The following is a 22,831-nucleotide window of genomic DNA, read 5'->3' on the forward strand; positions in this document are numbered from 1 at the left end:
TTGACGTTTTGCTGTTCAGTTTTCAAGGTTCAATTTGTTGCGCCGTTCTTGACGACTCCTATGATATTAAAGCATATAGTTCCGACTGTCAACACTTTTGGTAAATAAAATTATATTTATAAAACATTCCTTGTAAACCCTCTCTGACTTCTATAGGAAGAGTTTAAAAAAGAAGCCAGGAAAAACAGCTCCGTAAAGCCATTTTACTTGACTCCTTTTCTTTTCAACACTCATCTTCTTTTCATAAATACCTATTTATTCTCCTCTAACTACTATATGAAAAACACAATTAATCAGAATATTTCCCATTAATAAAGTTTTAAAGGCTCCTTTTTCCGGCATTTCCTTCTATAATTAAAGTTCGCGCCGGCCTTCCAATGCCTTCGACAGAGTCACTTCGTCGGCATACTCCAAATCGCCGCCTACCGGAAGGCCATGGGCAATCCGGGTAGTCTTGATTCCCGAAGGTCTCACGAGGCGGGAAATATACATCGCTGTCGCTTCTCCTTCGATTGTTGGGTTGGTAGCCAGAATCAGCTCCTCCACTTCTTCGTCTTGAAGACGTTTCAAAAGAGAAGGAACATTGATGTCTTCGGGGCCAATTCCATCCATTGGAGAGATGGCTCCCTGCAGGACATGGTACAACCCTTTGTAATCGCGCATTTTCTCCATCGCAATTACATCCTTCGGGTCTTGAACCACACAAATCGTCGTACGGTCGCGCTGCTGATCCTGGCAAATATGGCAAGGATCCACATCGGTAATATGGCCGCATACTGAGCAGAAACTTAAGTTGCGTTTCGCATCCACCAGCGCTTTAGCAAAATCAAGCACTGTGTCTTCTTTCATGCCAAGCACAAAAAATGCCAGCCGGGCCGCTGTTTTCGGCCCGATCCCTGGCAATTTCATAAAACTCTCCATTAACTTCGAAATCGGTTCTGGATAATGCATCTGGTTTACCTCCTAGAACATGCCCGGGAGATTTAAGCCCTTCGTGAATTTCCCCATTGTGGAATTCGCATGTTCATCCGCTTTTTTAAACGCTTCGTTTGTAGCTACAATCAAAAGATCCTGAAGCATTTCAACATCTTCCGGGTCTACTACTGTAGGGTCCAAGACAACATCCAATACTTCTTTATGGCCAGATACAGTAACTTTGACCATACCGCCGCCAGCTGCTCCATCGAACTTCAATGTTCCAAGCTCTTCTTGAGCAACCGCCATCTCTTTTTGCATTTTTTGCATTTGCTTCATCATGCCTTGCATATTTCCTCCACCGCGCATAATTAGTTCCTCCTTAGAATTTTCATTTTAATCGTCATGAACTTCGACAAAGTCTTTTCCGAAAAGACGCTCGGCTTCTGAGATGAACGGATCTTCTTCCGCTGCAGCTCCTTCACCCGAAAACGGATTTTCTTCTTCAGCCTCTGACTGTTTTTCTTCAGTGCCTGCCTTCGATCCGCTCTTCTTGATAAATTCTTCACGGATTTTCAGCCAACTGGCGTCCGGAACAAAAACCGGCGTGTAGGCCTTGCCTGCGTACTGCTCCAGCAACTGGCTGAAAGTTGCGGCAAACGTCTGGTTTTCCGAAGCCATCTGGCAATGAATATCATACTTGAATTTTAACACAAATGCATCCGCTGATGCCGCTACCGGCTCTGCGTCGTTCAATAAAGCCGAATGCGACCGCTGCAATTGGCTCATCACTGTCGCCCAGTTGGTTTTGATGGCTTGAATGTCCATCTTGGTCGCATTTTTCAAAACATCCTGAATCCGTCCTGTCGGTATTTTAAAGCTGCTTTGCGCGCGCTGGCGTTTTTTCTGTTCCGCCGGTGCCGCCGCTGCACCACTGACTGCTCCATTTTTCACCTGCTGCTGCAATTCACGCACCAAATTTTCCAGTTGGATAACTTTCGCTTCGAGCTCAGGCGATACGGCAGAAGCTGTACTTTGGACCGGTACATCTGCCTGGGCCATTTTCAGCAACGCGGTTTCCATATAGATTTTTGTGTGGTTTGAAAACCGCATTTCCTGCTGGGTTTTGGACAAAATGTCAATCCACGTATATAGCGTCGCTGGCTCAAAACGCTTGGCCAGCTCTTCAAAACGCGGTTCATGCGTCGCCAACTCCAACATATCGTGAAGGTCAGGCGCCGTTTGGATCAACAGCAAATCCCGGAAGAAAGTAATGAAATCTTCCACTAGCCGCACAGGGTCTTTGCCGTCGCGCACCAGTTGTTCCAGCAAGGTCAATGCCTGGCCGATGTCTTTGGCAAGCAATGCTTCTGCAATGCCATAGAACATGTCCTGGCTGATTGAGCCCGTAACAAGCAGCGCGTCTTCGACTGTCATCTCGTCACCACTGAAGGATACAACCTGATCCAGCAGGCTGAGTGCATCCCGCATTCCACCTGCTGCAGCTTGGGCAATTATTTTAAGTACTTGTTCGTTATAAGGAATCTGTGCATCCGTCAGCACTTCTACCATACGCGAAACGATATCCACCTGTGTATGCGATTTAAAATCGAAGCGCTGGCAGCGGGAAATGATCGTCAATGGCAGTTTGTGCGGTTCTGTTGTCGCCAAAATGAAGACCACATGTTCCGGCGGCTCTTCCAATGTTTTCAACAGCGCATTGAAAGCACTGTTCGACAGCATGTGCACTTCATCGATGATATAGATTTTAAAGCGCGAGTTCGCCGGTGAGAACCGGACTTTTTCAATGATTTCCCGCATCTCTTCTACACGTGAATTGGAAGCTGCGTCAAATTCAATGACATCGGTATTGGATCCTTCATTGATGCTTCTGCAGGAAGCACATTCGTTGCACGGTTCCGCTGCCGGAGCCTGCTCGCAATTCAATGCTTTGGCGAAGATCTTAGCTGCACTGGTCTTTCCTGTCCCTCTTGGCCCTGAAAACAAATAAGCATGTGTTGTCTTATTGTAAAGGAGAGCGTTTTGAAGGGTTTGTTTGACATGCGTCTGACCTGTCATATCAGAAAAGGACTGGGGTCTGTAAACACGGTAAAAAGCTTGATACGCCAACTTGTTCTCTCCTTTTAATTAATCTATTTTTCGTCCTATCATTATATCATAAAAGAACGGCCTTTCTGAACGATTTCACCGATTGGCGCGTGAGGATTCCGCAAACAAAACAATAAAAAAACCTGTCCGCTGCAAGAGCGGACAGGTTTGAATTTACATATTATTGCCGTGCACCTTTCTTCGACTGCTGCACATAAGCGTTACCCTTGTCGCTGGCTCGATCTAGGCGATCCCGCGGCACATGGAATGTTCCACTTAATGCTGCTTCCTTCCGGACCTGACATGGTTCATGGGATCCCATTGCGCAGGACCCAGATGTCAACACTACGTGCAAGAGGCAGACCTTACATACAAACAGCCTCAGAAAGGAATTCAGTCCTGCTAAAGCGGATTGCAGGTTACAGGACACCGCTATCTTCCCACCTAGCACGGCATTTACTAGTATACGAATTATTCACCAAAAAATCAATCGATAAGTTTATTAATAAAAATCACAAGTGCTTTAAGCCGTCCTTCAGAGGGTTAGTAAATCTAAAAAGCTCTAGCGTCCTCTGCAAAGACTGGCTGACTGACCACCTGATGACTCAAATGCGGACATATAAAAATGAATTGCAGGATGAAAAATTGTTGAGCATAAAAAATCCGGTCTCGCCTGTTCAAGGCAAGACCGGATTACAACAATTGGAGAAGCTTATTGGCTGATGCTGACATCTTTAAGTTTATAGATGCCCGCAGAATCAATTTCAAATCCTGAAACCGTATCTGCTATACCATTCAAATATTCCTGGTGCAGCAAGAACGCCATCGGAGCATCATCCGTTAAAAGCTGGGCGACTTCCGCATAAATTACTTCACGCTCTTCCGGATCTGTTGCTCTGCGTCCTTCGTCAAGCAGCCCGTCCACTTCCGGATTGGAGTAGAACGAACGGTTTCCTGGATTTCCAATTTGTTCGGTATGGAACAGGCCGTACATTTGATAATCGGCATCGCCTGTCGGGTTGGAATAACCCAGGATGAACATATCGTGTTCCCCGGCGGCCGTTTGATCAAGGTAAGCTCCAAATTCCAATACTTCAATAGAGGCTTCGATATTCAATTCAGCCAAGGCTTCTTGAACAAGTACTGCGATTGCTTGGCGCTGTGGGTTATCGTTGGTCCAAATCGTAGTCGCAAAACCTTCTTCCATTCCTGCTTCCGCTAGGAGTGACTTTGCTTCATCCATATTGTATTCAATTGTGTCGATATCATCAGTGTAGCCAAAAATTCCTGGCGCTAACGGCCCAATTGCCGGAATAGCATAGTCTTCGTAAATTCCGCTGATGATTGCTTCGCGATCAATTGCATATGAAATCGCACGGCGCACTAACGGATCATCAAACGGTTCTTTCTGCACGTTAAATCCAAGATACGCTAAGCTCGAAGATGGCGTGCGCAATACAGAAGCTACACCGGAACTTTCAATCCGTTCCACTTCATTTGGCTGCACAGGATCAATGATGTGGACGTTGCCAGTTTCAAGATCTGCTGCACGAACTTGAGAATCAGGCACTACTCGGAACGCAACAGAATCTACGTTTGCCCCTTCACCCCAGTAGTCTTCATTTTTTGTGAGCAGAATTTCCGAACCTGGATTCCAAGATTCGAATTTAAAATAGCCGGTTCCAACTGGATTTCTGGAAACCACGGAGAACGGGTCTTCCCCAGCTGCTATTGCCTCGTAATCCGCTTCGATGGAAGCAGGTGAAATCATCCCGCCGCTGCTATGGGATAAGTGAGAGAGCAATGGTGAAAACGGATATTCGGTGGTGATCTCCAATTCATACTCACCCACTGCTTCTACATTTGTAATCATTGCAAACAGGTTTGCGCGCGGAGAACCCAGTTCTTCATCACGGATTCGGTCTAAATTCATTTTTACGGCTTCCGCATTAAATGCTTCTCCGTCGTGGAAGGTGACTCCTTCTTGCAACTTGAACGACCATGTCATTTCATCAACTGCCTCCCATGACTCTGCAAGGCCCGGAATAATTTCGCTGTTTTCATCTGTCTCGACAAGGGTTTCGAAAATATTTTCCTGTACTACTGAAGAAGGGACATCATTTGCACCGTGCGGATCCAGAGAAGATGCATCTGACAGGACCGCTAAAATTAAATCTCCGCCTTGCGCTTCTTCGCCAGCCCCACTGCCGCCTTCGTCAGTATCCCCCTCACTCGTATCACTTCCTCCTGCACATGCAGTCAAAAAAAGAGCAAACATCAGCAATGATAAGACTGTCCAAACTGTTTTTCTTGATAGCGCCACATTCAATTCCTCCCCTTGATTTTATTTGACTGAATTTTTAAATTTAAAAAGTATTCTGATAAAAATATTATCATAGTGTTAAAATCTTTACAATAGAAACTAATTAGATAAATTTACAATCTTTTTGTTCATATTCTTGTGTATTTTCGTAATTTATGCAAATATTCTTATTAACAGTTTTTAATTTTCCATATTAAAAAAGGGGTGATTGACTTGAGCATGCAACGCATTCAAAACTTAAGAAGAGAATTGCAGTTCACCAACACAGACGCGGTTTTAATTACTTCACCGGAAAACAGGTACTATTTTTCAGGATTTAAAGGCTCCAGCGGCGTACTCCTCATCACCCAGGAAAAAAACTATTTGCTGACCGACTTCCGTTATATGGACCAGGCCAGAGAAGAAGCGCCAGATTTCGAGATTATTAATCACGAACGAAACGTCAATCCAGTCATCACGAGCTACGTCAACAAACTTGCTGGGCAAAAACTGGGCATCGAATTCAGCAAATTGACGGTTCAAGATTACAAGGAACTTGAAAACTTGAATCCTTCCTTGGAGCTGTTCAACTGTGAGAATGCCATATACAACCTCAGAATGATTAAGGACCAAGAAGAAATCGGCTATTTCAAAAAGGGAATTGCTTTATGTGATCAAGCATTTGATCACATTCTATCCTTTATTCGCCCGGGCATGTCGGAAAAAGAGGTGGGTTTGGAACTGGAATTTTTCATGAGAAAAGGCGGTGCAGATGGTATTAAAGAAAATCACGTGATTGCTTCCGGGGAAAGATCGTCCTTGCCGCACGGACAGGCTACCGAACGCATTATTAAAGAAGGTGATTTTGTAAAAATGGACATTGGAGCGAAAATCAATGGCTATTACACAGACTTTACCCGAACGGTAGTCGTTGGCGAAGCTTCCAAAAAACAGCGGGAAATCTACAATATCGTCCGACAGGCACAAGAAGTGGCGTTAGAAGCCATTGGTCCCGGCAAAGTCTGCTCGGAACTTGATCACTTGGCACGCTCTGTAATTGCAGAAGCAGGGTATGGCGCTAACTTTGGCCACAGCCTTGGCCACTCCATCGGTCTGGCCGTGCATGAAAGTCCTGCCATGCGTGCCAATGACCACACTGTCCTGAAACCAGGCATGGTCATTACGGTGGAACCGGGCATTTATATACCCGGTTTCGGGGGTGTCCGCATTGAAGATTTTATTGTAATTACAGAGGACGGTTACGAAAATCTGACGACGGCTACAAAAGAATTGCAGATTATTGCTGTGTAATCTCCCTTGTTGTTAATTTTTTTAAACAGACCTTGGCTCGCACCTATCATTCTTCAAAAGATTTTAGTAAAATTAAATAATCTAATTAGTCAAAATTTTTGTTTTATAGAAAGGGTGCTTTTCATGAGTGAAGAAACAGTGAATTCCCCCGTCACTGCCAAAAAAATCAATCCGCGGATTGAAAGCTACAAGCAGTTTTGGCGGCGGCTGCTCAAAAACAAAGCAGCTGTTATTGGCGGTCTGCTAATTGTGTTTGTGGTGCTTATGGCTTTTATCGGACCATGGATCATCACCACATTTACTGATTATCGTCCGAACCAAACCGATTTGACGAACAAGCTCCAAGGTCCTTCTGCTTCTAATTGGTTCGGAACAGACAGTTTCGGCCGCGACATATTCACACGCCTTATTTTTGGGGCGAAACTGACTTTATATGTCGGATTTTTATCGGTCTTTATCGGCGGCATCGTCGGAGTCGTTTTTGGAATCATCTCCGGATATTATGGAGGACGTGTTGATGCGGTCATTATGCGGCTCATGGATGTCCTGCTCGCGTTCCCGGGAATTTTGCTGGCATTGGCAATCGTTGCCGTACTGGGCGGCAGTTTGACCAACGTCATCATTGCAGTTGGTATTTTCTCGGTTCCGGCATTTGCCCGTGTGGTCCGCGGCTCTACTTTGTCCGTACGAAAATTGGAATACGTTGATGCAGTAAGAGCGCTCGGCGCTTCCGATTTCCGGATCATCTTCAAGCATATTTTGCCAAACATCATGTCGCCGATCATCGTGCAGGCTTCATTGCGGATTGCGACAGCTATTTTGACCGGAGCCGGCCTGTCGTTTCTCGGTCTTGGCGCGCAGCCGCCTGCACCTGAATGGGGCGCTATGCTCAATGAAGGCCGCCAGTATATGTTCGAAGCTGGCCATGTCGCTTTATTTCCAGGCTTAATGATTGTTCTCGTGGTTCTCGCCTTTAATATTTTTGGCGATGGAGTGCGGGATGCACTGGATCCAAAAATGAAAAACAGGTGAGGTGTTGAACGTTGACAAAGTATATTATCCGTCGTCTTATTCAAACGATTCCCGTACTGATCGGTGTCACGATCCTGGTATTCTCGTTGATGCACCTGGTTCCTGGTGACCCAGCGCAGATTGTAGCGGGAGAAGGCGCTTCTGAACAAACAGTCGAAAATATTCGCGAACGCCTCGGCTTGAACGAGTCGATTCCCGTCCAATATGGCCGGTTTCTCGGCAATGCTGTCCAAGGAGACCTCGGTTCTTCAGTCCGCTCAGGGAGACCGGTTATGGATGAAATCGGCTCAAGGTTTTGGGTAACTGTTGAACTTGCCTTCTATTCTACAATTGTTGCCGTTTTTCTCGGCTTGATCGCCGGCATCGTTTCAGCTGTACGCCATTATACTCTTGCTGATACATCGATTATGATTGTTGCATTATTCGGCTTATCGATGCCCAACTTCTGGTTCGGCCTGCTCCTTATCCAATGGTTTGCGATCGGCAACTGGATGCCTGAATCGCTCGAGTTTCTAAAAATGCGCCCTTCCGGCTGGGGTGACTCGTGGAGGCAGATCATCTTGCCGGTTCTGACGCTCGGAACAGGAGGTGCTGCAATCATTGCGCGGATGACCCGTTCGTCGATGCTGGAAGTTATCGGCCAGGACTATATCCGAACCGCACGTGCCAAAGGAGTATCTGAGCGGATTGTCACTTACCGGCATGCATTGAAAAATGCATTGATTCCGGTTGTCACGGTTGTCGGCCTTGAGTTTGGCGGCTTTCTTGGGGGTGCGGTGCTGACAGAAACCATTTTTGCCATCAATGGCATGGGCCGTTTGACAATTGATGCCATTCGGACACGTGATTTCCCAGTTGTTCAAGGTACCGTGCTGGTGATCTCGGTCATTTTCGTACTCGTCAACTTGCTTGTCGATATTTCCTATCGTTTACTGAACAAACGAATTGATTTGAATTAGAAACGAGGTGTCCATGATATGAGCATTCAAGGAACTGAAGATATTATTTTGGAAGTGAAAAACCTGCAGACAATCTTTAAAACAGATACTGGAGATGTCCGGGCAGTCGATGGCGTCAGCTTTAAATTGCCAAAAGGCAAAACCATCGGCATCGTCGGCGAATCGGGTTCAGGAAAAAGCATCACTTCCCTGTCTATTCTCCAACTCCTTGCTTCCAACGGAAAAATCACTAATGGAGAAGTCCTTTACAAAGGCGACGATTTACTAAAACTCACGGAAAATCAAATGCGCAAGCTTCGCGGCAATGAAATATCCATGATCTTTCAGGAACCGATGACTTCTTTAAATCCCGTCTACACCGTCGGTCAGCAAATAAGCGAAGCACTCATGCTGCATCAAAATATGTCTAAAAAAGATGCATTTATCCGGTCGGTGGAGCTATTGCAGCTTGTTGGCATCCCTTCCCCCGACAAGCGGGTGAAAAACTACCCGTTTGAACTTTCAGGGGGCATGCGCCAGCGGGTCATGATCGCGATGTCGCTCGCCTGCGACCCTGAAATTCTGGTTGCGGATGAACCGACAACTGCACTTGATGTAACAATTCAGGCGCAGATACTGGAATTGATCAAAGAACTTCAGGACCGCCTCGGCATGTCGGTCATCTTCATTACACACGATCTTGGCGTTGTTGCCGAAACCTGCGATTATGTTGCCGTTATGTATGCTGGTCAAGTTGTGGAATACTCGGATATCCGAACCCTGTTTCATCAGCCCAAGCTGCCTTATACAATCGGCCTGTTGAAGTCCTTGCCGCGCCATGATATCGAACAGGATAAGCTCGAACCGATTAAAGGGAATGTACCAAGCCCTCACGAAATGCCGGTCGGCTGCCGCTTTTCGCCGCGTTGTCCGGCCGCGACCGATTTATGCCGCACGAAAATGCCGCAGCTCGAAACCGATGAAAATGGCAACCAGGTGCGCTGCTGGATTTATACAGATGAATGGACTGGAGAAGCGGAGGTGGACATTTATGGAGAAACAAGAATTGCTAAAAGTGGAGGGGCTAAAACAGTACTTCCCGATTAAAGGTGGCTTTCTCGGCCGTACCGTCAATCATGTAAAAGCGGTCGATGACATCAGTTTCACCATTTATGAAGGCGAAACCGTCAGTATTGTTGGCGAATCCGGTTGTGGAAAATCGACGACGGGACGGGCCATCCTGCGCCTTGAGGAACCGACAGAAGGAAAAGTGGAGTTCCGAGGCGTTGACCTTGCCGGTTTATCCAAGCGCGATATGCGGAAATACCGAAAAGACTTGCAGATTATTTTCCAAGATCCGTACGCCTCTATCAACCCTCGCCAAACTGTCGCTTCCGTACTGACCGAAGCGATGGATATCCAAAAGGTTCTGCCAGCCAACGAGCGGCGCGGCCGCGCCGAAGAACTTCTTGAGACTGTTGGATTGTTGCCGTATCAGGCAGATCGCTTCCCACACGAGTTTTCGGGTGGACAACGCCAGCGCATTGGAATTGCCCGGGCGCTTTCGGTAAATCCTCAATTGATTATTTGTGACGAGGCCGTTTCTGCACTTGATGTCTCGATCCAGGCGCAAGTGCTCAATTTGCTCGAGGAATTGCAGGATGAATTTAAACTGACGTATTTGTTCATTTCACATGACCTTGGAGTGGTTCGCCACATCTCAGACCGAATCATTGTCATGTACCTTGGAAAGATTGTGGAAATCGCAGATAAGTATAGCTTGTTCGAAAACCCAAAGCATCCATATACGAAAGCCTTGCTGTCTGCCATTCCGATTCCCGATCCGGACAAAAAGAAAGAACGGATCGTCTTACGGGGCGACGTACCCTCTCCTATTGACCCGCCATCGGGCTGCCGCTTTCATACGCGCTGTCCGTATGCAACCGAGAAATGCCAAGTTGACGTACCGGAACTGCGCACTGCTTCATCAATGAAGGAAGGCCATGAAGCTGCCTGCCATTACATTGAAGAAATCGAATCTGGAGAAAAACAGCCGAATTATTAAGCTTTGTCCGGACGCTTGCACTACAGGAGCGTTCGGGCATTTTTTATTCTTTTTCACCTGCCACAAGCAACCGTTTTTTTCTATCAGCGAAAAAAACTCACTATTTTCTTTAAAAGTATTGACGGCTTTTAAAATTCATGATAAATTATTCCTTGTCTGATACGGAGGAATACCCAAGTTTGGCTGAAGGGATCGGTCTTGNTTTTGAATTTACACGCGCATATAAATTCGAGATTGGATTCGTTACGCAAGTAACGAATTTTTCTTAAAACTTGTATGTCTGATTATTTCGATATAGAGTACCGGAAGGCTTCGGCTTTCCGGTTTTTTTATGTCTTTTTTTATTTCCCGGGAAATATGAATAAAACCCTTGAGCAATGCTGCTCAAGGGTTTCTTCATTTGCGTAGAATAGAAGTTTGTTTCATGAATCCGCCAATGCGCTCCACAATCTGCTCGGAGCAATCCGGGTCGTTCATCAAGTCATAGTCGTTGATATTCAAACGCAGGACTGGACATCCGTTAAAGGAATTGATCCAATTTTCGTAGCGCTGGTGCATTTCCAGCCAGTAATCCACCGGCGTTTGTTGCTCCATTGCCCGTCCACGTTCCTGGATGCGGGAAAGGATGTCTTCAATCGAGCCTTCCAAATAAATCAGCAAATCCGGGTGCGGGAAATACGGTGTCATGACCATCGCCTCGAACAGGTTGGTGTATGTCTCATAATCGACATTGTTCATCGTGCCTTTTTCCCAGTGCATTTTCGCGAAAATACCGGTATCTTCGTAAATCGAGCGGTCCTGGATAAATCCGCCGCCGTATTCGAACATCCGCTTCTGCTCTTTAAAGCGTTCAGCCAGGAAATAGATCTGCAGATGGAAGCTCCATTTTTCAAAATCGTCGTAAAACAGATCCAAATATGGATTCGTATCAACATTTTCAAATGACGTACGGAACTGCAGGGCATCCGCCAATGCTTTGGTCATCGTAGATTTTCCGACACCTACTGTGCCAGCTATTGTAATTACCGCATTCTGTGGAATGCCGTATTTTTCTCGTAAATTCATAAGGTCAAACTCCTCTTTTGTAAAGTTCCATCCACCTTGTCCAAGATCAGCTGAAGATCGCCGCTGTTTTGGACAAAGTCAATTTCGTCGCCATTAAAACGCAGCACTGGAATTTCGGGATGCTCACGCTCAAAGCGTTCAATAAACTCATGATAATCCGCAGCCAGCTGCTCCATGTATTCCGGTGTGATCATCTGTTCGAATTCACGGCCGCGCAGTTTGATGCGCTTCATCAATGTATCCAGGCTGGCGTGCAGATAAATGACCATATTCGGTTTCGGCATATCCACCGTCAGAATTTTATAGATGGCTTCATACTTTGCGTATTCGGCTTCCGGCAATGTACGCTTCGCAAAGATGAGATTTTTAAAGATGTGGTAATCCGCTACGACCGGTTCACGGTTCGAAATGAACTTTTTCTGGATATCGGCCAACTGCTTGTAGCGATTGCACAGAAAGAACATCTCTGTCTGAAAGCTCCACTCTTCTATATCTTCGTAGAATTTATTTAAAAACGGATTTTCGTCAACAATTTCTTTTAACAGCTGAAATTGATTTTGATCGGCGAGCGCTTTGGTCAGCGAAGTTTTTCCTACACCAATCGGACCTTCTACCGTGATGAATGGCACCGGCATGCGAAGTCCTCCTTTTTCGATTCAAGTAAATTGCAATGCCATTTATTTTAACACACAGCTCTGGTTAAAAGTAGAGCGAAAAGTTGGCAATTTGATCAATGGATCGGTGCTTTGAACGTTCCGCCATGGACTTCCTGCGTCGCCATGATGGTCAAAAAGGCTTTGGAATCTATGTCTGCCACAATCTGCTTGAGCTTGGTGATTTCCAGGCGTGTGACCACCACATAAATAACATCTTTCGGCGAATTGAGGTAGCCGCCTTTGCCGTGCAGTTTGGTGAAGCTGCGGCCAAGTCGGTCGTTGATGGCCAACCCGATTTCTTCGTACTCTTCCGATATGATCAGCACCGCTTTCGTATCGTCCAAGCCCTGAATGACCACATCGATGGTTTTTGAAGCAATGTAATACGTCAATACGGAATACATCGCCTGTTCCATCCCGAGCACAAAAGCAGCCCACCCGAAGATGAAGACATTGAAGAACATAACAAATTCGCCAACTGAAAATGGCAGCTTTTTCGTCAATAAAATCCCAAGAATTTCTGTACCGTCAAGCGCCCCGCCATTGCGGATAACAATTCCGACACCTGCTCCAAGAAGCAGGCCGCCAAAGACGGTAGCAAGAAGCGGATCTGCCACAAACGGCTCAATTTGATGCATCGGAATCTCTATCAACGCCAATGCAACGATGGAAAAGATCGAAGAGATAAAAAAATTGCGGCCGATGTGCTTATACCCAAAATAAAGAAACGGCAAGTTGATGGCGACCAGCAAAACACCAAAGGGAATTACCGTTAAATAGTCCAATATCAACGAAATCCCAATAATTCCACCATCAATGATCGAATTGGGAACCAAGAATAATTCAATGGATGCGGCTGCCATTGCGGCACCAATGAACATGAAGATAAAGCGTACCGTAAAATGCAGCGGTTTTTCCTTTTTATGCTGTTTCATCCTTGAATCACTCCCCGGTTTCTAATCTCTCCATTTTACGCTGTTATGTGTTTTTTGTCTGCCTGCCTTTTCCTGCTTTTTTTGCTGATGGAAAATGCTACACTAGAGCCAAGGAGCGATGCATCATGAACGGACTAGAAAAAGACCATTTTTATATGGGATTGGCAATTGAAGAAGCGCAAAAAGCAGGTGCCAAAGGTGAAGTTCCGATCGGCGCTGTAATCGTCTATCAGGACCAAGTGATTGCCCGTGCGTACAACCTGCGGGAGACGACCCAAAATGCGGTTACTCATGCAGAGTTGTTGGCGATACAGGAAGCCTGTCAGCACCTCGGCAACTGGCGGCTGGAAGACACAAAGATTTACGTTACGTTAGAGCCGTGTCCAATGTGTGCAGGAGCCATCCTGCAATCCCGTATTCCCCATGTCGTTTACGGCGCACGGGATGCCAAAGCCGGCAGTGTAGACTCTTTATACCGGTTGCTGAACGATGACCGCTTTAACCACCAATGCCAGGTAACGGAAAATGTCATGGCTGAAGAATGCGGGCAGCTGCTGACCCAATTTTTCCGGAATCTTCGGGAAATCAAAAAACAAAAGCGGAAAACCCTGTAAACGGGTCTTCCGTTTTTTATTTGCTGATAAATTGATCCATCAGCCGGTTGATGATTTCTGGCTGTTCGTGGTGGACCCAATGAGTCGCTTCGCCGACAAATACCAAATCGGCGTCTTCACAAAATGCTAGACTTTCTTTTGCCAGCATCGGCGACAGAAATTGGTCGCCGAGACCCCAAATGATTCTGACTGGCACCTGGATTTTTGTCTCGGGCACTTGCCCCAAACTTCCCCGCCGGATGGCTCGGTACCAGTTGAGCATCGCTGTCAGTGCACCGGGCTGGGACCACGCCGCTTTGTATTGCTCGATTTCCTGTTTGGAGAAAGTGTTCTTATTGCTGGTTTGCTCAAGGCTTTGCTGCATCGCTTTGAACTCTCCCTTACTGAGAGCCTTTTCAGGCAGATTAGGCAGTTGAAAAAAAGCAATATAGGAACTCTTTATCCATTGCAGCGGATTTTTCCTAAAGACACGCGGCATAGCTTTAGGATGCGGGATGTTCAGGACAATCAGCTGTTCCACGTACTCAGGCCGTGTAGCTGCCAGATGCCAGGCTACTGCACCGCCCCAATCGTGTCCGATGATAATAGCTGTTTCTTTTTGGAAATGCTCAATGATGCCAATAATATCGTCCCGCAAAAAGTCGACAGTGTAATGATCGATCTCTTCAGGTTTATCGCTCAAATTATAACCGCGCTGGTCCGGCACCACTACCCGACAGCCTTTTTCTGCCAAGAACTGAAGCTGGTTTTTCCAGCCAAACCAAAATTCCGGAAAACCGTGCAGCAAAACTACCAACGGCCCTTCCTCAGGTCCGGCTACAGCCATATGAAGTTTGATGCCATTCGTTTCTATGAATTGGAATTTCACGTTTTCCATCAACTAACTCCCCCGTTCTTTCTTTTACCTACCATTACCCTCTTTTCCAAACAAAAAAAGCTCAAAAGCAATGTGCTTTTGAGCCTTTTATTAATTGATTGTCTTTTTGCCGCCCATATATGGTTGCAGCACTTCTGGTATGTTAATTGAACCGTCTTCCTGCTGGCAGTTTTCGAGCAACGCTGCCACGGTCCGGCCGATTGCCAGGCCGCTGCCGTTCAAGGTGTGAACAAATTCAGGTTTGCCGGTTGTTTCCCGGCGGAATTTGATATTCGCACGCCGTGCCTGGAAATCCTCAAAATTACTGCAAGAAGAAATTTCCCGGTACGTATCCTGGCTTGGAATCCAAACTTCAATGTCGTATTTCTTGGCAGCCGTAAAGCCAAGATCTGCTGTACACATTTTCAGGACGCGGTATGGCAGCCCTAAAAGTTGAAGCACTTTCTCCGCATGGCCCGTCAATTTCTCCAATTCGTCATAAGAATCCTCAGGCTTCACAAAGCGCACCAGCTCGACTTTATTGAATTGATGCTGTCTGATTAACCCGCGTGTGTCCCGGCCCGCAGAACCCGCTTCAGAGCGGAAATTCGCGCTGTAAGACGCAAAGGCCTGCGGCAGCATATCTGCTGTCAAAATTTCATCGCGGTAAAAGTTTGTTACCGGCACTTCAGAGGTTGGAATCAGGAAATAATCCTCTTTCTCAATCAGGAAGGCATCTTCTTCAAATTTCGGCAATTGGCCAGTGCCGGTCAAGCTTTCACGGTTAACCATATACGGAGGCAGCATTTCTTCATAGCCATGCTCTTCCTGATGAAGGTCCATCATAAAATTGATCAATGCGCGCTCCAGGCGTGCCCCGAGTCCCCGGTAAAAAACAAAGCGGCTTCCGGTTACTTTAGCTGCACGTTCAAAGTCGATGATGTTGAGATCCGTACCCAGATCCCAATGCGCTTTTACTTCAAAACCAAATTCCTTCTTATCGCCCCATGTACGGATTTCTTCGTTGTCGTCTTCAGAATCACCGAATGGAACGCTGTCATGCGGAATGTTCGGTACACGCATCATGATGTAGTTCAAGCTTTCTTCCACTTTCCGCAGCTCTTCATCAATGGCTTTGATCGCTTCGCCGACTTCCCGCATTTTCGCAATGGCTTCGTCCGCATTTTCTTTTGCCCGTTTCATCGCGGCGATGTTTTGAGACGCTTCGTTGCGTTCTGCCTTTAATTTTTCGGTCTGCGCAATCAATTCACGCCGTTTAACATCCAATCCTTCAAAATCATTCAGCACAGAAATATCTTCTCCGCGCTTTGCCAGTTTGGCTTTTACTTCTTCAAAATTTGCACGTACAAAACGAATATCCAACATACCATTTCCTCCTCAAAATTGGAATCACATAAAAAAAGACAACAAAAATAGCCCCCATCCCCTGGTAAAGGGACGAGAGCTACCCGCGTTGCCACCCTGATTGATCGGCATAAGCCAATCCTCTTCATCACATAACGGCATTAAAACCGGCAATGGCTTTTTTCGCCATGCAACTCCGGGGTGGATTCAAACGCGTTTTTCACCGGTTCGCACCAACCACCGGCTCTCTTTGGAAAAACAATCGCTTTACTACTTCCCATCAACGTTTCGTCTTTGAAATTAATCATACTTTACTATAAATTGATCTATTTGGCAAGAGAAGGTCTGACTTGTGTGGGATCATGCTCAAAAAATATTTTGTGATGCGATGGTCTTCGGTCAATTCAGGATGGAACGAACAGCCCAAAAATTGGCCGCTTTTTGCCATGACAATTTTCCCGTTGTGAACACACAGCACTTCAGTTGACAATCCCACGCTGACAATATGAGGCGCCCGGATAAAAACTGCTTCAAAAGCTCCGTCGATTCCTTTGATTTCAAGCGGCGCTTCAAAACTGTCCACTTGCCGGCCGAATGAATTTCGTTCAACTGCTACGTCCATGACGCCCAAATGCGCTTCATTCGAACCGACGACTGTTTTGGCCAGCAGGATCAGTCCCGCACACGTGCCAAACATCGGCTTCCCGGTTTTGGCAAACTCCCGAAGCGGATCCATTAAGCCATAGTGGTCGATCAATCGACGCATCGCCGTGCTTTCACCGCCCGGCAAGATAAGTGCATCCAACCTTTCAAGATCCTTTGGCCATTTTACCGGAACTGCTTCTGCTCCACATGCTGTAATTGACTGGAGATGCTCTCGGACAGCTCCCTGCAAAGCGAGAACTCCAACTCGTTTCATCCTTACCAGCCCCGCTCCTGCATGCGTTCGCCTGCAGCAATCGTTGACATTTCAATGCCTTTCATGGCAATGCCCAGATCTTTCGACAGCTCCGCAATCAGCTTGTAATCCTGGTAATGCGTCGTCGCCTCGACAATGGCACGGGCAAACCGTTCCGGATTATCCGATTTGAAGATGCCCGATCCAACGAATACGCCGTCCGCTCCGAGTTCCATCATCAAAGCCGCATCTGCCGGCGTCGCAACACCGCCCGCAGCAAAATTGACAACCGGCAAGCGGCCCAGGTTTTTCACTTCTTTCAGAAATTCGTAGGAAGCTCCAAGGTTGCGCGCTTCGGTCATCAATTCATCTTCACTCATCGCAATCACTTTCCGCACTTCCGCATTCACCTGGCGCAAATGACGGACCGCTTCGACAATATTGCCTGTACCCGGTTCGCCTTTTGTGCGCAGCATGGAAGCTCCTTCACCGATTCGGCGAGCTGCTTCCCCTAAATTCCGACAGCCGCAGACAAACGGCACGGTGTATTGGTTTTTCAATAAATGAAATTCTTCATCGGCAGGCGTCAATACTTCGCTTTCGTCAATATAATCGACACCCATCGCTTCGAGGATACGGGCTTCCACAATATGGCCTATGCGCGCTTTTGCCATGACGGGAATCGATACGGCTTTCATTACTTCCTCTGTAATTCGCGGATCGGCCATGCGGGCTACTCCACCGTCTCTACGGATGTCGGAAGGCACACGTTCTAGCGCCATAACAGCGGTAGCTCCTGCAGCTTCAGCGATGCGCGCCTGTTCCGCGTTGACCACGTCCATAATCACTCCGCCTTTTTGCATTTCGGCCATTCCTCTTTTTACGCGATCTGTTCCATGTTGAGTCATTTACTAATTCCCCCTATTTGTTAATAAATTCAGTATAATAGAGTTTGACCATATAAAAAGACTCAGTTATATTCATTTCAATAAGGTCAGTTGGAGGAAAGCTATTGGATATGCTCATGTTTCAACTTCAAAAACAGTCTCAAACCCCTTTGTACAAGCAGCTTTATCGTGAAATAAAAAAAGCCATCATAGATGGCAGCATCCAGGTGGATACTAAATTGCCAAGCAAGCGAAAATTGGCAGATTACCTGCAAATCAGCCAAACAACTGTGGAACTCGCCTATTCCCAGCTGGTCGCTGAAGGGTTTATTGAATCTCGGCCGCGCAAAGGATTTTATGCCCAGCCGGTCGAAGAACTTGCTTATTTGGATATTTCCCATGACGAGCCGGTTCCAAAAGAAAGCATTTCCTATAAAGTGGATTTTAACTCTGCCAGCATTGATACGCACTCGTTTCCATTTGCCACCTGGCGTAAACTGACACGCGACATTTTGGATGAGTCCAATCATGAATGGCTGCTATCCGGCCATCCCCAAGGCGACGATGCACTGCGCCAGGAAATTGCGCGCTACCTGTATCAGTCCCGCGGCGTTGTCTGCGATGCGGATCAGATTGTCATCGGGTCCGGTACAGAACAGCTTCTGCCCCTGCTCATCCGCCTTCTCGATAAAACCTTGGTCTATGGCTATGAGAATCCCGGATATGCGCTGACCCACAGCATTTTCAGCCATCACGACCGCCAGGCAATCCCCATTGAACTGGATCCTGACGGCATCAACGTCAGTGAATTGGAAGCTTCTGATGTGGATGTGGCGTACGTTACCCCTTCCCACCAGTTTCCATCTGGCTCTGTGCTGAGTGCCACCAAACGGGCGCAATTGCTCAACTGGGCTGCCGCCAAGCCGGAACGCTATATTATCGAAGACGATTACGACAGCGAATTCCGATACACGAGCCGGCCGATCCCCGCTTTGCAGAGCATGGACTTAAGCGACCGGGTCATCTACATCAGCACCTTTTCCAAATCACTCATGCCTTCCCTGCGCATCGCTTACATGGTTCTGCCAAAACGGCTGCTGCGGGCTTATCAGCAAACATTCCTGCACTATTCTTCATCCGTACCAAGACACGATCAGCAGCTGGTCGCCAAATTCATGAAAGATGGCCATTTCGCGCGCCATCTCAACCGCATGCGCAAATTGTATCAGAAGAAAATCAAACAGCTAAGTTCATCTCTGGCCCTCTTCGCGCCAGCCGTAACGGTTTCAGGCGAACAAGCAGGCATGCATATCGTTCTCACCATCCAGACTTCATTGAGCGAAGAAGAGCTTGTAAAACGCGCTAAAGAAGCTGGTATCCGCGTCACGGGCCTGCAGTCCTACGACGTTCATAAAAGAGCCGGTGCACAGCCAAAAATTGTCCTTGGTTTCGGCGGCTTGTCGGAACAAGAAATTCACTCCGGCATCACCGACTTGATGTCCTGCTGGGAAATCCAATGAAAAAAGCCGTTCATCCGAAAAAGATGAACGGCTTTTCCTATCAAAATAACCCTTTTACAAAACTACCGGCATCGTCCCAAAGAGACGACAAGTATCCTCCAGCATCGCGCATTGCTAGGGAAGCCCAATTGGCACGCTCGACAGATTCAGTGGTCGCCACTTCGACTTTAGTTCCACTGCCGCTCAAATAGCCATAGTCTGTGCCATCTGCTGTTGTCAGTTGGAGCGTTCCTACCACTAACTCCTTTTCTACAGCCGCTTCAAGCATGCCATCCTGAACGACTGCATTGTCCAGCTGCAATTCCGGCTGATACAAATCCTTGTCTGCTGTACGGATCATCATGGATACAGGCTCTTTGACGGCAATCGCCACTTCTTCTTCCACACCTTTTTCAACAGCTAAAGTTTCCTGTCCTTCAAACTGGTACCCTGCAGGAATGATTTCTTCTGTCGTGAACTGGCCAAAACCAAAATCGAACAACGCACGCGTCGCTTCAAAACGAGCTTTGTAAGAACCTTCGCCTTCATTGTCTACAGCACCCATGACTACCGTGATAAAACGGGTATCATCACGCTTTGCTGTTCCTGCAAACGAGTAGCCGGCAAAATCCGTGCTGCCGGTTTTCAATCCGTCCACCCCTTCGTACTCGTAAATCAAGCCCGGCAGCATGGAATTCCAGTTTTCCATCCGCGTTTCATCCACCGTTCCTTCACGGAAATTCATCACCGGAATTTTTGTCGTGTCCAGTACCTCTGGATAATCGTCCAGTAGAATTTTTGTCAGTTTGGCAACTGAACGCGCCGGCATGATATTTTCACCCGTTTCTTCGGTTTCTTCCGGGTGCATTCCCATCAAGCTTGAATTGCTGAGCCCTGTTGAATTGACGAAAGTCGTTTCTCCCAAGCCCATTTCTTCAGCTTTTTCATTCATCAAGCGGACAAACTCGCTTTCTGTTCCTGCAATCGTCTCAGCAATGCCGATGGTGGCTGCATTGGCCGAGAAAATGGCCATCGCTTCATACATTTCTTTTACAGTATAAACGCCGTCTTCGCGAAACGGCACATTGCTCAAGCGCATGTCCTGAGAAATCTGATAGGCATAATCCGTCACTTGGTATTCCTGATCCCAAGTAACCCGCCCTTCTTCGATTGCTTCAAACAATAAGTATTCCGTCATCATCTTTGTCATGCTGGCGACCCCTAAAGGCGTTTCAGCATTTTTTTCATAGAGAATTTTACCGCTATCAGCGTCTACTAAAATCGCGGCTTCCGCCATTATATTTAATGATTCTTCCGCTTGTGTTTGCTGCGGAACAATTGCAGTCAATGTTAATGCAGCCAGTAATGCTGTCAGTAATCCTTTATTAAAAATCTTTTTCACTTTTATAAATACCTCCGTCTATAAGATTCCACATGCTATTTTAGCATATTCTTTAGACCCAAAAATAAAAACATGAAAAAAGCACCTTTTCCATCAAGAAAATGATGGAAAAGGTGCCGATAGGTCTATCAAATAGAGTAGTTAGGAGATTCTTTAGTAATTTGGACATCGTGCGGATGGCTTTCGCGCAAACCTGCACCTGTCATACGGATAAATTGCGCTTCTTCACGCAATGTCTGTAAATCTTTTGTTCCGCAATAGCCCATTCCAGCACGAATGCCCCCAAGCAATTGGTGGATGGTATCCGAAAGCTGCCCTTTATACGGCATGCGGCCTTCGATGCCTTCCGGAACCAATTTTTTCGCATCATCCTGGAAATAACGATCTTTTGAACCTTTTTCCATAGCAGCGATTGATCCCATGCCGCGGTAAGTTTTAAATTGGCGTCCTTGGAAGATTTCAGTGTCTCCCGGACTTTCAGTTGTGCCGGCTAACAGGCTGCCGAGCATGACAACGTGTCCACCTGCTGCCAACGCTTTAATGATATCTCCGGAATATTTGATTCCGCCATCAGCAATAATTGCTTTGCCGTGCTTGCGCGCTTCCGTTGCGCAGTCGTAAACAGCTGTAATTTGAGGAACCCCAACGCCCGCTACCACTCGTGTCGTACAAATAGAGCCAGGACCGATTCCGACTTTCACTACATCTGCACCAGCTTCAATCAATGCTTTTGTGCCTGTAGCAGTAGCTACATTGCCTGCAATGATCGTCAATTCCGGATACGCTGCACGGATTTGTTGGACCATACCCAACACACCTGCTGAATGTCCGTGAGCCGTATCCAATACGATAACATCAACAGAAGCCTTCACCAAATGCTCGACGCGTTTCATTGTATCTGAAGTGACGCCAACAGCGGCACCGACAAGCAACCGCCCATGCTTGTCTTTGGCTGCATTTGGGAATTCGATAACTTTTTCAATATCCTTAATGGTAATTAACCCTTTAAGAACACCTTGGTCATCGACGATCGGTAACTTCTCAATTTTATATTGCTGCAAAATCTTTTCTGCATCTTCCAACGTCGTCCCGACAGGAGCGGTGACCAACTTCTCTTTTGTCATAACATCGTTGATTTTCAACGAGTAATCCTGGATAAAACGCAAATCGCGGTTCGTAATGATCCCAACAAGCTTCAGTTCCTCTTTATTGTTAACAATTGGCACACCCGAAATGCGGTATTTGCCCATCAAATGCTCAGCATCATAAACCTGGTGTTCCGGTGTTAAAAAGAAAGGATCTGTGATAACGCCGTTCTCTGAACGTTTGACAGTGACAACTTGTTCAGCCTGTTCTTCGATGCTCATGTTTTTGTGAATAATCCCTAATCCGCCTTGGCGAGCCATCGCAATAGCCATCTTAGCTTCCGTTACGGTATCCATCCCTGCACTGATCACTGGAATCTTCAACTTAAGAGTTGGTGTCAATTCAACGGACAAATCAATATCTTTCGGTAAAACTTCCGAATGAGCTGGTACAAGCAATACATCATCAAACGTTAAGCCTTCTTTTACAAATTTTGATTCCCACATAAGTAGACGCGCCTCCTGCTTCCTTTTAAATATTATTGTAAGGTTATCAGCGCGGATATGGTGTGTCAAGAAACTGACAAAAGAAAAACTATTTAGAATACTTAATCAGAATGATTATAGTACATTTTCAATTTTCACTAAGACATTTAACTCACTTAAAATGACAACATTTCTTTTGCTGAGAATTCTTGTAAGCTGAGGTTAAAAGTTCTAATTTATAGAATGGCCTTAGCTGGTCACTATCAGACAATGTATTATGCTAGCGCATTATAAGAGCAAAATAAATATAGTTGAATATGATCGGTTCAACTATATGGAGGTTTTCTTAGAACAACTATCTTAACCTTAACAACAAAAAAGCCGTTACCGGAATCGGTAACGACTTTTTTG

20 protein-coding genes, 1 other RNA gene and 1 other annotated feature are annotated in these 22,831 nt (G+C 46.4%); of the genes, 7 read left to right on the top strand and 14 right to left on the bottom strand.

The genetic code is table 11. The annotated features are described in order from the left end of the window. Positions 1 to 354 precede the first annotated feature (354 nt). From recR to GJB59_RS13185, 5 genes are all read right to left on the bottom strand, one after another. Positions 355 to 951, bottom strand: coding sequence for a recombination mediator RecR (gene recR, locus GJB59_RS13165; RefSeq protein ID WP_008497656.1), 597 nt, complete (start codon positions 949 to 951; stop codon positions 355 to 357). A 12-nt stretch (positions 952 to 963) separates the two neighbouring features. Continuing rightward, positions 964 to 1,284 carry a YbaB/EbfC family nucleoid-associated protein gene (locus GJB59_RS13170; protein ID WP_142830882.1) on the bottom strand — a complete coding sequence of 107 codons (321 nt, stop codon included), beginning with the start codon at positions 1,282 to 1,284 and terminating at the stop codon, positions 964 to 966. 27 nt (positions 1,285 to 1,311) lie between these two features. Further along, a complete protein-coding gene (dnaX, locus tag GJB59_RS13175; protein WP_142830884.1) occupies positions 1,312 to 3,045 on the bottom strand; it encodes a DNA polymerase III subunit gamma/tau in 1,734 nt (577 codons plus the stop codon). A gap of 166 nt (positions 3,046 to 3,211) precedes the next feature. Next, an RNA gene (gene ffs / locus GJB59_RS13180) (signal recognition particle sRNA large type) lies at positions 3,212 to 3,477 on the bottom strand. Between the two features lie 259 nt (positions 3,478 to 3,736). Beyond that, positions 3,737 to 5,347 (bottom strand): glutathione ABC transporter substrate-binding protein, encoded by a 1,611-nt coding sequence (locus tag GJB59_RS13185; RefSeq protein ID WP_142830886.1) that lies wholly within the window; start codon positions 5,345 to 5,347, stop codon positions 3,737 to 3,739. Between the two features lie 219 nt (positions 5,348 to 5,566). Between GJB59_RS13185 and GJB59_RS13190 the strand changes: the two genes are divergently transcribed. From GJB59_RS13190 to GJB59_RS13210, 5 genes are all read left to right on the top strand, one after another. Then, entirely contained in the window at positions 5,567 to 6,637 is a 1,071-nt protein-coding gene (locus tag GJB59_RS13190) for a M24 family metallopeptidase (protein ID WP_142830920.1), read from the top strand. Positions 6,638 to 6,760: 123 nt separating this feature from the next. After that, complete coding sequence (locus tag GJB59_RS13195) at positions 6,761 to 7,669, top strand: ABC transporter permease (RefSeq protein WP_142830888.1); 909 nt, start codon at positions 6,761 to 6,763, stop codon at positions 7,667 to 7,669. 11 nt (positions 7,670 to 7,680) lie between these two features. Continuing rightward, the gene (locus GJB59_RS13200) at positions 7,681 to 8,628 is read left to right on the top strand and encodes an ABC transporter permease (protein WP_142830890.1); all 948 of its coding nucleotides are present in this window, start codon (positions 7,681 to 7,683) and stop codon (positions 8,626 to 8,628) included. A gap of 18 nt (positions 8,629 to 8,646) precedes the next feature. After that, on the top strand, positions 8,647 to 9,714 hold the full coding sequence (locus GJB59_RS13205; RefSeq protein WP_142830892.1) for an ABC transporter ATP-binding protein: 1,068 nt from the start codon (positions 8,647 to 8,649) through the stop codon (positions 9,712 to 9,714). Beyond that, positions 9,659 to 10,672 carry an ABC transporter ATP-binding protein gene (locus tag GJB59_RS13210; protein WP_142830894.1) on the top strand — a complete coding sequence of 338 codons (1,014 nt, stop codon included), beginning with the start codon at positions 9,659 to 9,661 and terminating at the stop codon, positions 10,670 to 10,672. Before GJB59_RS13205 ends, GJB59_RS13210 begins: the two co-directional genes overlap by 56 nt. Positions 10,673 to 11,068: 396 nt before the next feature. Here GJB59_RS13210 and GJB59_RS13215 read toward each other — a convergent pair whose 3' ends face one another. From GJB59_RS13215 to GJB59_RS13225, 3 genes are all read right to left on the bottom strand, one after another. Then, a complete protein-coding gene (locus GJB59_RS13215) occupies positions 11,069 to 11,737 on the bottom strand; it encodes a deoxynucleoside kinase (protein ID WP_142830896.1) in 669 nt (222 codons plus the stop codon). Next, entirely contained in the window at positions 11,734 to 12,372 is a 639-nt protein-coding gene (locus GJB59_RS13220; RefSeq protein ID WP_142830899.1) for a deoxynucleoside kinase, read from the bottom strand. Before GJB59_RS13220 ends, GJB59_RS13215 begins: the two co-directional genes overlap by 4 nt. 95 nt (positions 12,373 to 12,467) lie before the next feature. After that, positions 12,468 to 13,328 carry a YitT family protein gene (locus tag GJB59_RS13225; RefSeq protein ID WP_142830902.1) on the bottom strand — a complete coding sequence of 287 codons (861 nt, stop codon included), beginning with the start codon at positions 13,326 to 13,328 and terminating at the stop codon, positions 12,468 to 12,470. A 125-nt stretch (positions 13,329 to 13,453) separates the two neighbouring features. Here GJB59_RS13225 and tadA point away from each other — a divergent pair, with 125 nt between their 5' ends. Further along, positions 13,454 to 13,942 (top strand): tRNA adenosine(34) deaminase TadA, encoded by a 489-nt coding sequence (tadA, locus tag GJB59_RS13230; RefSeq protein WP_142830904.1) that lies wholly within the window; start codon positions 13,454 to 13,456, stop codon positions 13,940 to 13,942. 16 nt (positions 13,943 to 13,958) lie between these two features. On the opposite strand, the gene GJB59_RS13235 is transcribed toward tadA, so the two are convergent. The 4 genes from GJB59_RS13235 to pdxS all read right to left on the bottom strand — a co-directional run bounded on the left by GJB59_RS13235 (position 13,959) and on the right by pdxS (position 17,969). Beyond that, positions 13,959 to 14,819, bottom strand: coding sequence for an alpha/beta fold hydrolase (locus tag GJB59_RS13235; protein ID WP_142830906.1), 861 nt, complete (start codon positions 14,817 to 14,819; stop codon positions 13,959 to 13,961). A gap of 90 nt (positions 14,820 to 14,909) precedes the next feature. Further along, positions 14,910 to 16,184 carry a serine--tRNA ligase gene (gene serS, locus GJB59_RS13240; RefSeq protein WP_142830908.1) on the bottom strand — a complete coding sequence of 425 codons (1,275 nt, stop codon included), beginning with the start codon at positions 16,182 to 16,184 and terminating at the stop codon, positions 14,910 to 14,912. A 65-nt stretch (positions 16,185 to 16,249) separates the two neighbouring features. Then, positions 16,250 to 16,456: a binding site (T-box leader), on the bottom strand. A gap of 11 nt (positions 16,457 to 16,467) precedes the next feature. Next, positions 16,468 to 17,082 carry a pyridoxal 5'-phosphate synthase glutaminase subunit PdxT gene (pdxT, locus tag GJB59_RS13245; protein ID WP_142830910.1) on the bottom strand — a complete coding sequence of 205 codons (615 nt, stop codon included), beginning with the start codon at positions 17,080 to 17,082 and terminating at the stop codon, positions 16,468 to 16,470. A 2-nt stretch (positions 17,083 to 17,084) separates the two neighbouring features. Beyond that, on the bottom strand, positions 17,085 to 17,969 hold the full coding sequence (gene pdxS, locus GJB59_RS13250; protein ID WP_142830912.1) for a pyridoxal 5'-phosphate synthase lyase subunit PdxS: 885 nt from the start codon (positions 17,967 to 17,969) through the stop codon (positions 17,085 to 17,087). A 104-nt stretch (positions 17,970 to 18,073) separates the two neighbouring features. Between pdxS and pdxR the strand changes: the two genes are divergently transcribed. Continuing rightward, positions 18,074 to 19,468, top strand: a complete 1,395-nt coding sequence (gene pdxR, locus GJB59_RS13255) for a MocR-like pyridoxine biosynthesis transcription factor PdxR (protein ID WP_142830914.1) — start codon at positions 18,074 to 18,076, stop codon at positions 19,466 to 19,468. A gap of 40 nt (positions 19,469 to 19,508) precedes the next feature. Here the strand turns inward: pdxR and GJB59_RS13260 are convergent, their stop codons facing one another. Beyond that, a complete protein-coding gene (locus tag GJB59_RS13260; protein WP_142830916.1) occupies positions 19,509 to 20,849 on the bottom strand; it encodes a D-alanyl-D-alanine carboxypeptidase family protein in 1,341 nt (446 codons plus the stop codon). Between the two features lie 128 nt (positions 20,850 to 20,977). Next, positions 20,978 to 22,441, bottom strand: coding sequence for an IMP dehydrogenase (guaB, locus tag GJB59_RS13265; RefSeq protein WP_142830918.1), 1,464 nt, complete (start codon positions 22,439 to 22,441; stop codon positions 20,978 to 20,980). Between the last annotated feature and the right edge of the window lie 390 nt (positions 22,442 to 22,831).

Origin of the sequence: Planococcus soli (assembly GCF_016881065.1) — a bacterium.
Lineage (GTDB): Bacteria > Bacillota > Bacilli > Bacillales_A > Planococcaceae > Planococcus > Planococcus soli.

What these genes read in the sequence shown, in the direction of transcription:
- recR (WP_008497656.1), bottom strand. Translation starts at nt 951, where the DNA reads ATGCATTATCCAGAACCGATTTCGAAGTTAATGGAGAGTTTTATGAAA.
- GJB59_RS13170 (WP_142830882.1), bottom strand. Translation starts at nt 1,284, where the DNA reads ATGCGCGGTGGAGGAAATATGCAAGGCATGATGAAGCAAATGCAAAAA.
- GJB59_RS13190 (WP_142830920.1), top strand. Translation starts at nt 5,567, where the DNA reads ATGCAACGCATTCAAAACTTAAGAAGAGAATTGCAGTTCACCAACACA.
- GJB59_RS13195 (WP_142830888.1), top strand. Translation starts at nt 6,761, where the DNA reads ATGAGTGAAGAAACAGTGAATTCCCCCGTCACTGCCAAAAAAATCAAT.
- GJB59_RS13205 (WP_142830892.1), top strand. Translation starts at nt 8,647, where the DNA reads ATGAGCATTCAAGGAACTGAAGATATTATTTTGGAAGTGAAAAACCTG.
- GJB59_RS13210 (WP_142830894.1), top strand. Translation starts at nt 9,659, where the DNA reads ATGGAGAAACAAGAATTGCTAAAAGTGGAGGGGCTAAAACAGTACTTC.
- GJB59_RS13215 (WP_142830896.1), bottom strand. Translation starts at nt 11,737, where the DNA reads ATGAATTTACGAGAAAAATACGGCATTCCACAGAATGCGGTAATTACA.
- GJB59_RS13220 (WP_142830899.1), bottom strand. Translation starts at nt 12,372, where the DNA reads ATGCCGGTGCCATTCATCACGGTAGAAGGTCCGATTGGTGTAGGAAAA.
- GJB59_RS13225 (WP_142830902.1), bottom strand. Translation starts at nt 13,328, where the DNA reads ATGAAACAGCATAAAAAGGAAAAACCGCTGCATTTTACGGTACGCTTT.
- tadA (WP_142830904.1), top strand. Translation starts at nt 13,454, where the DNA reads ATGAACGGACTAGAAAAAGACCATTTTTATATGGGATTGGCAATTGAA.
- GJB59_RS13235 (WP_142830906.1), bottom strand. Translation starts at nt 14,819, where the DNA reads ATGGAAAACGTGAAATTCCAATTCATAGAAACGAATGGCATCAAACTT.
- serS (WP_142830908.1), bottom strand. Translation starts at nt 16,184, where the DNA reads ATGTTGGATATTCGTTTTGTACGTGCAAATTTTGAAGAAGTAAAAGCC.
- pdxT (WP_142830910.1), bottom strand. Translation starts at nt 17,082, where the DNA reads ATGAAACGAGTTGGAGTTCTCGCTTTGCAGGGAGCTGTCCGAGAGCAT.
- pdxS (WP_142830912.1), bottom strand. Translation starts at nt 17,969, where the DNA reads ATGACTCAACATGGAACAGATCGCGTAAAAAGAGGAATGGCCGAAATG.
- guaB (WP_142830918.1), bottom strand. Translation starts at nt 22,441, where the DNA reads ATGTGGGAATCAAAATTTGTAAAAGAAGGCTTAACGTTTGATGATGTA.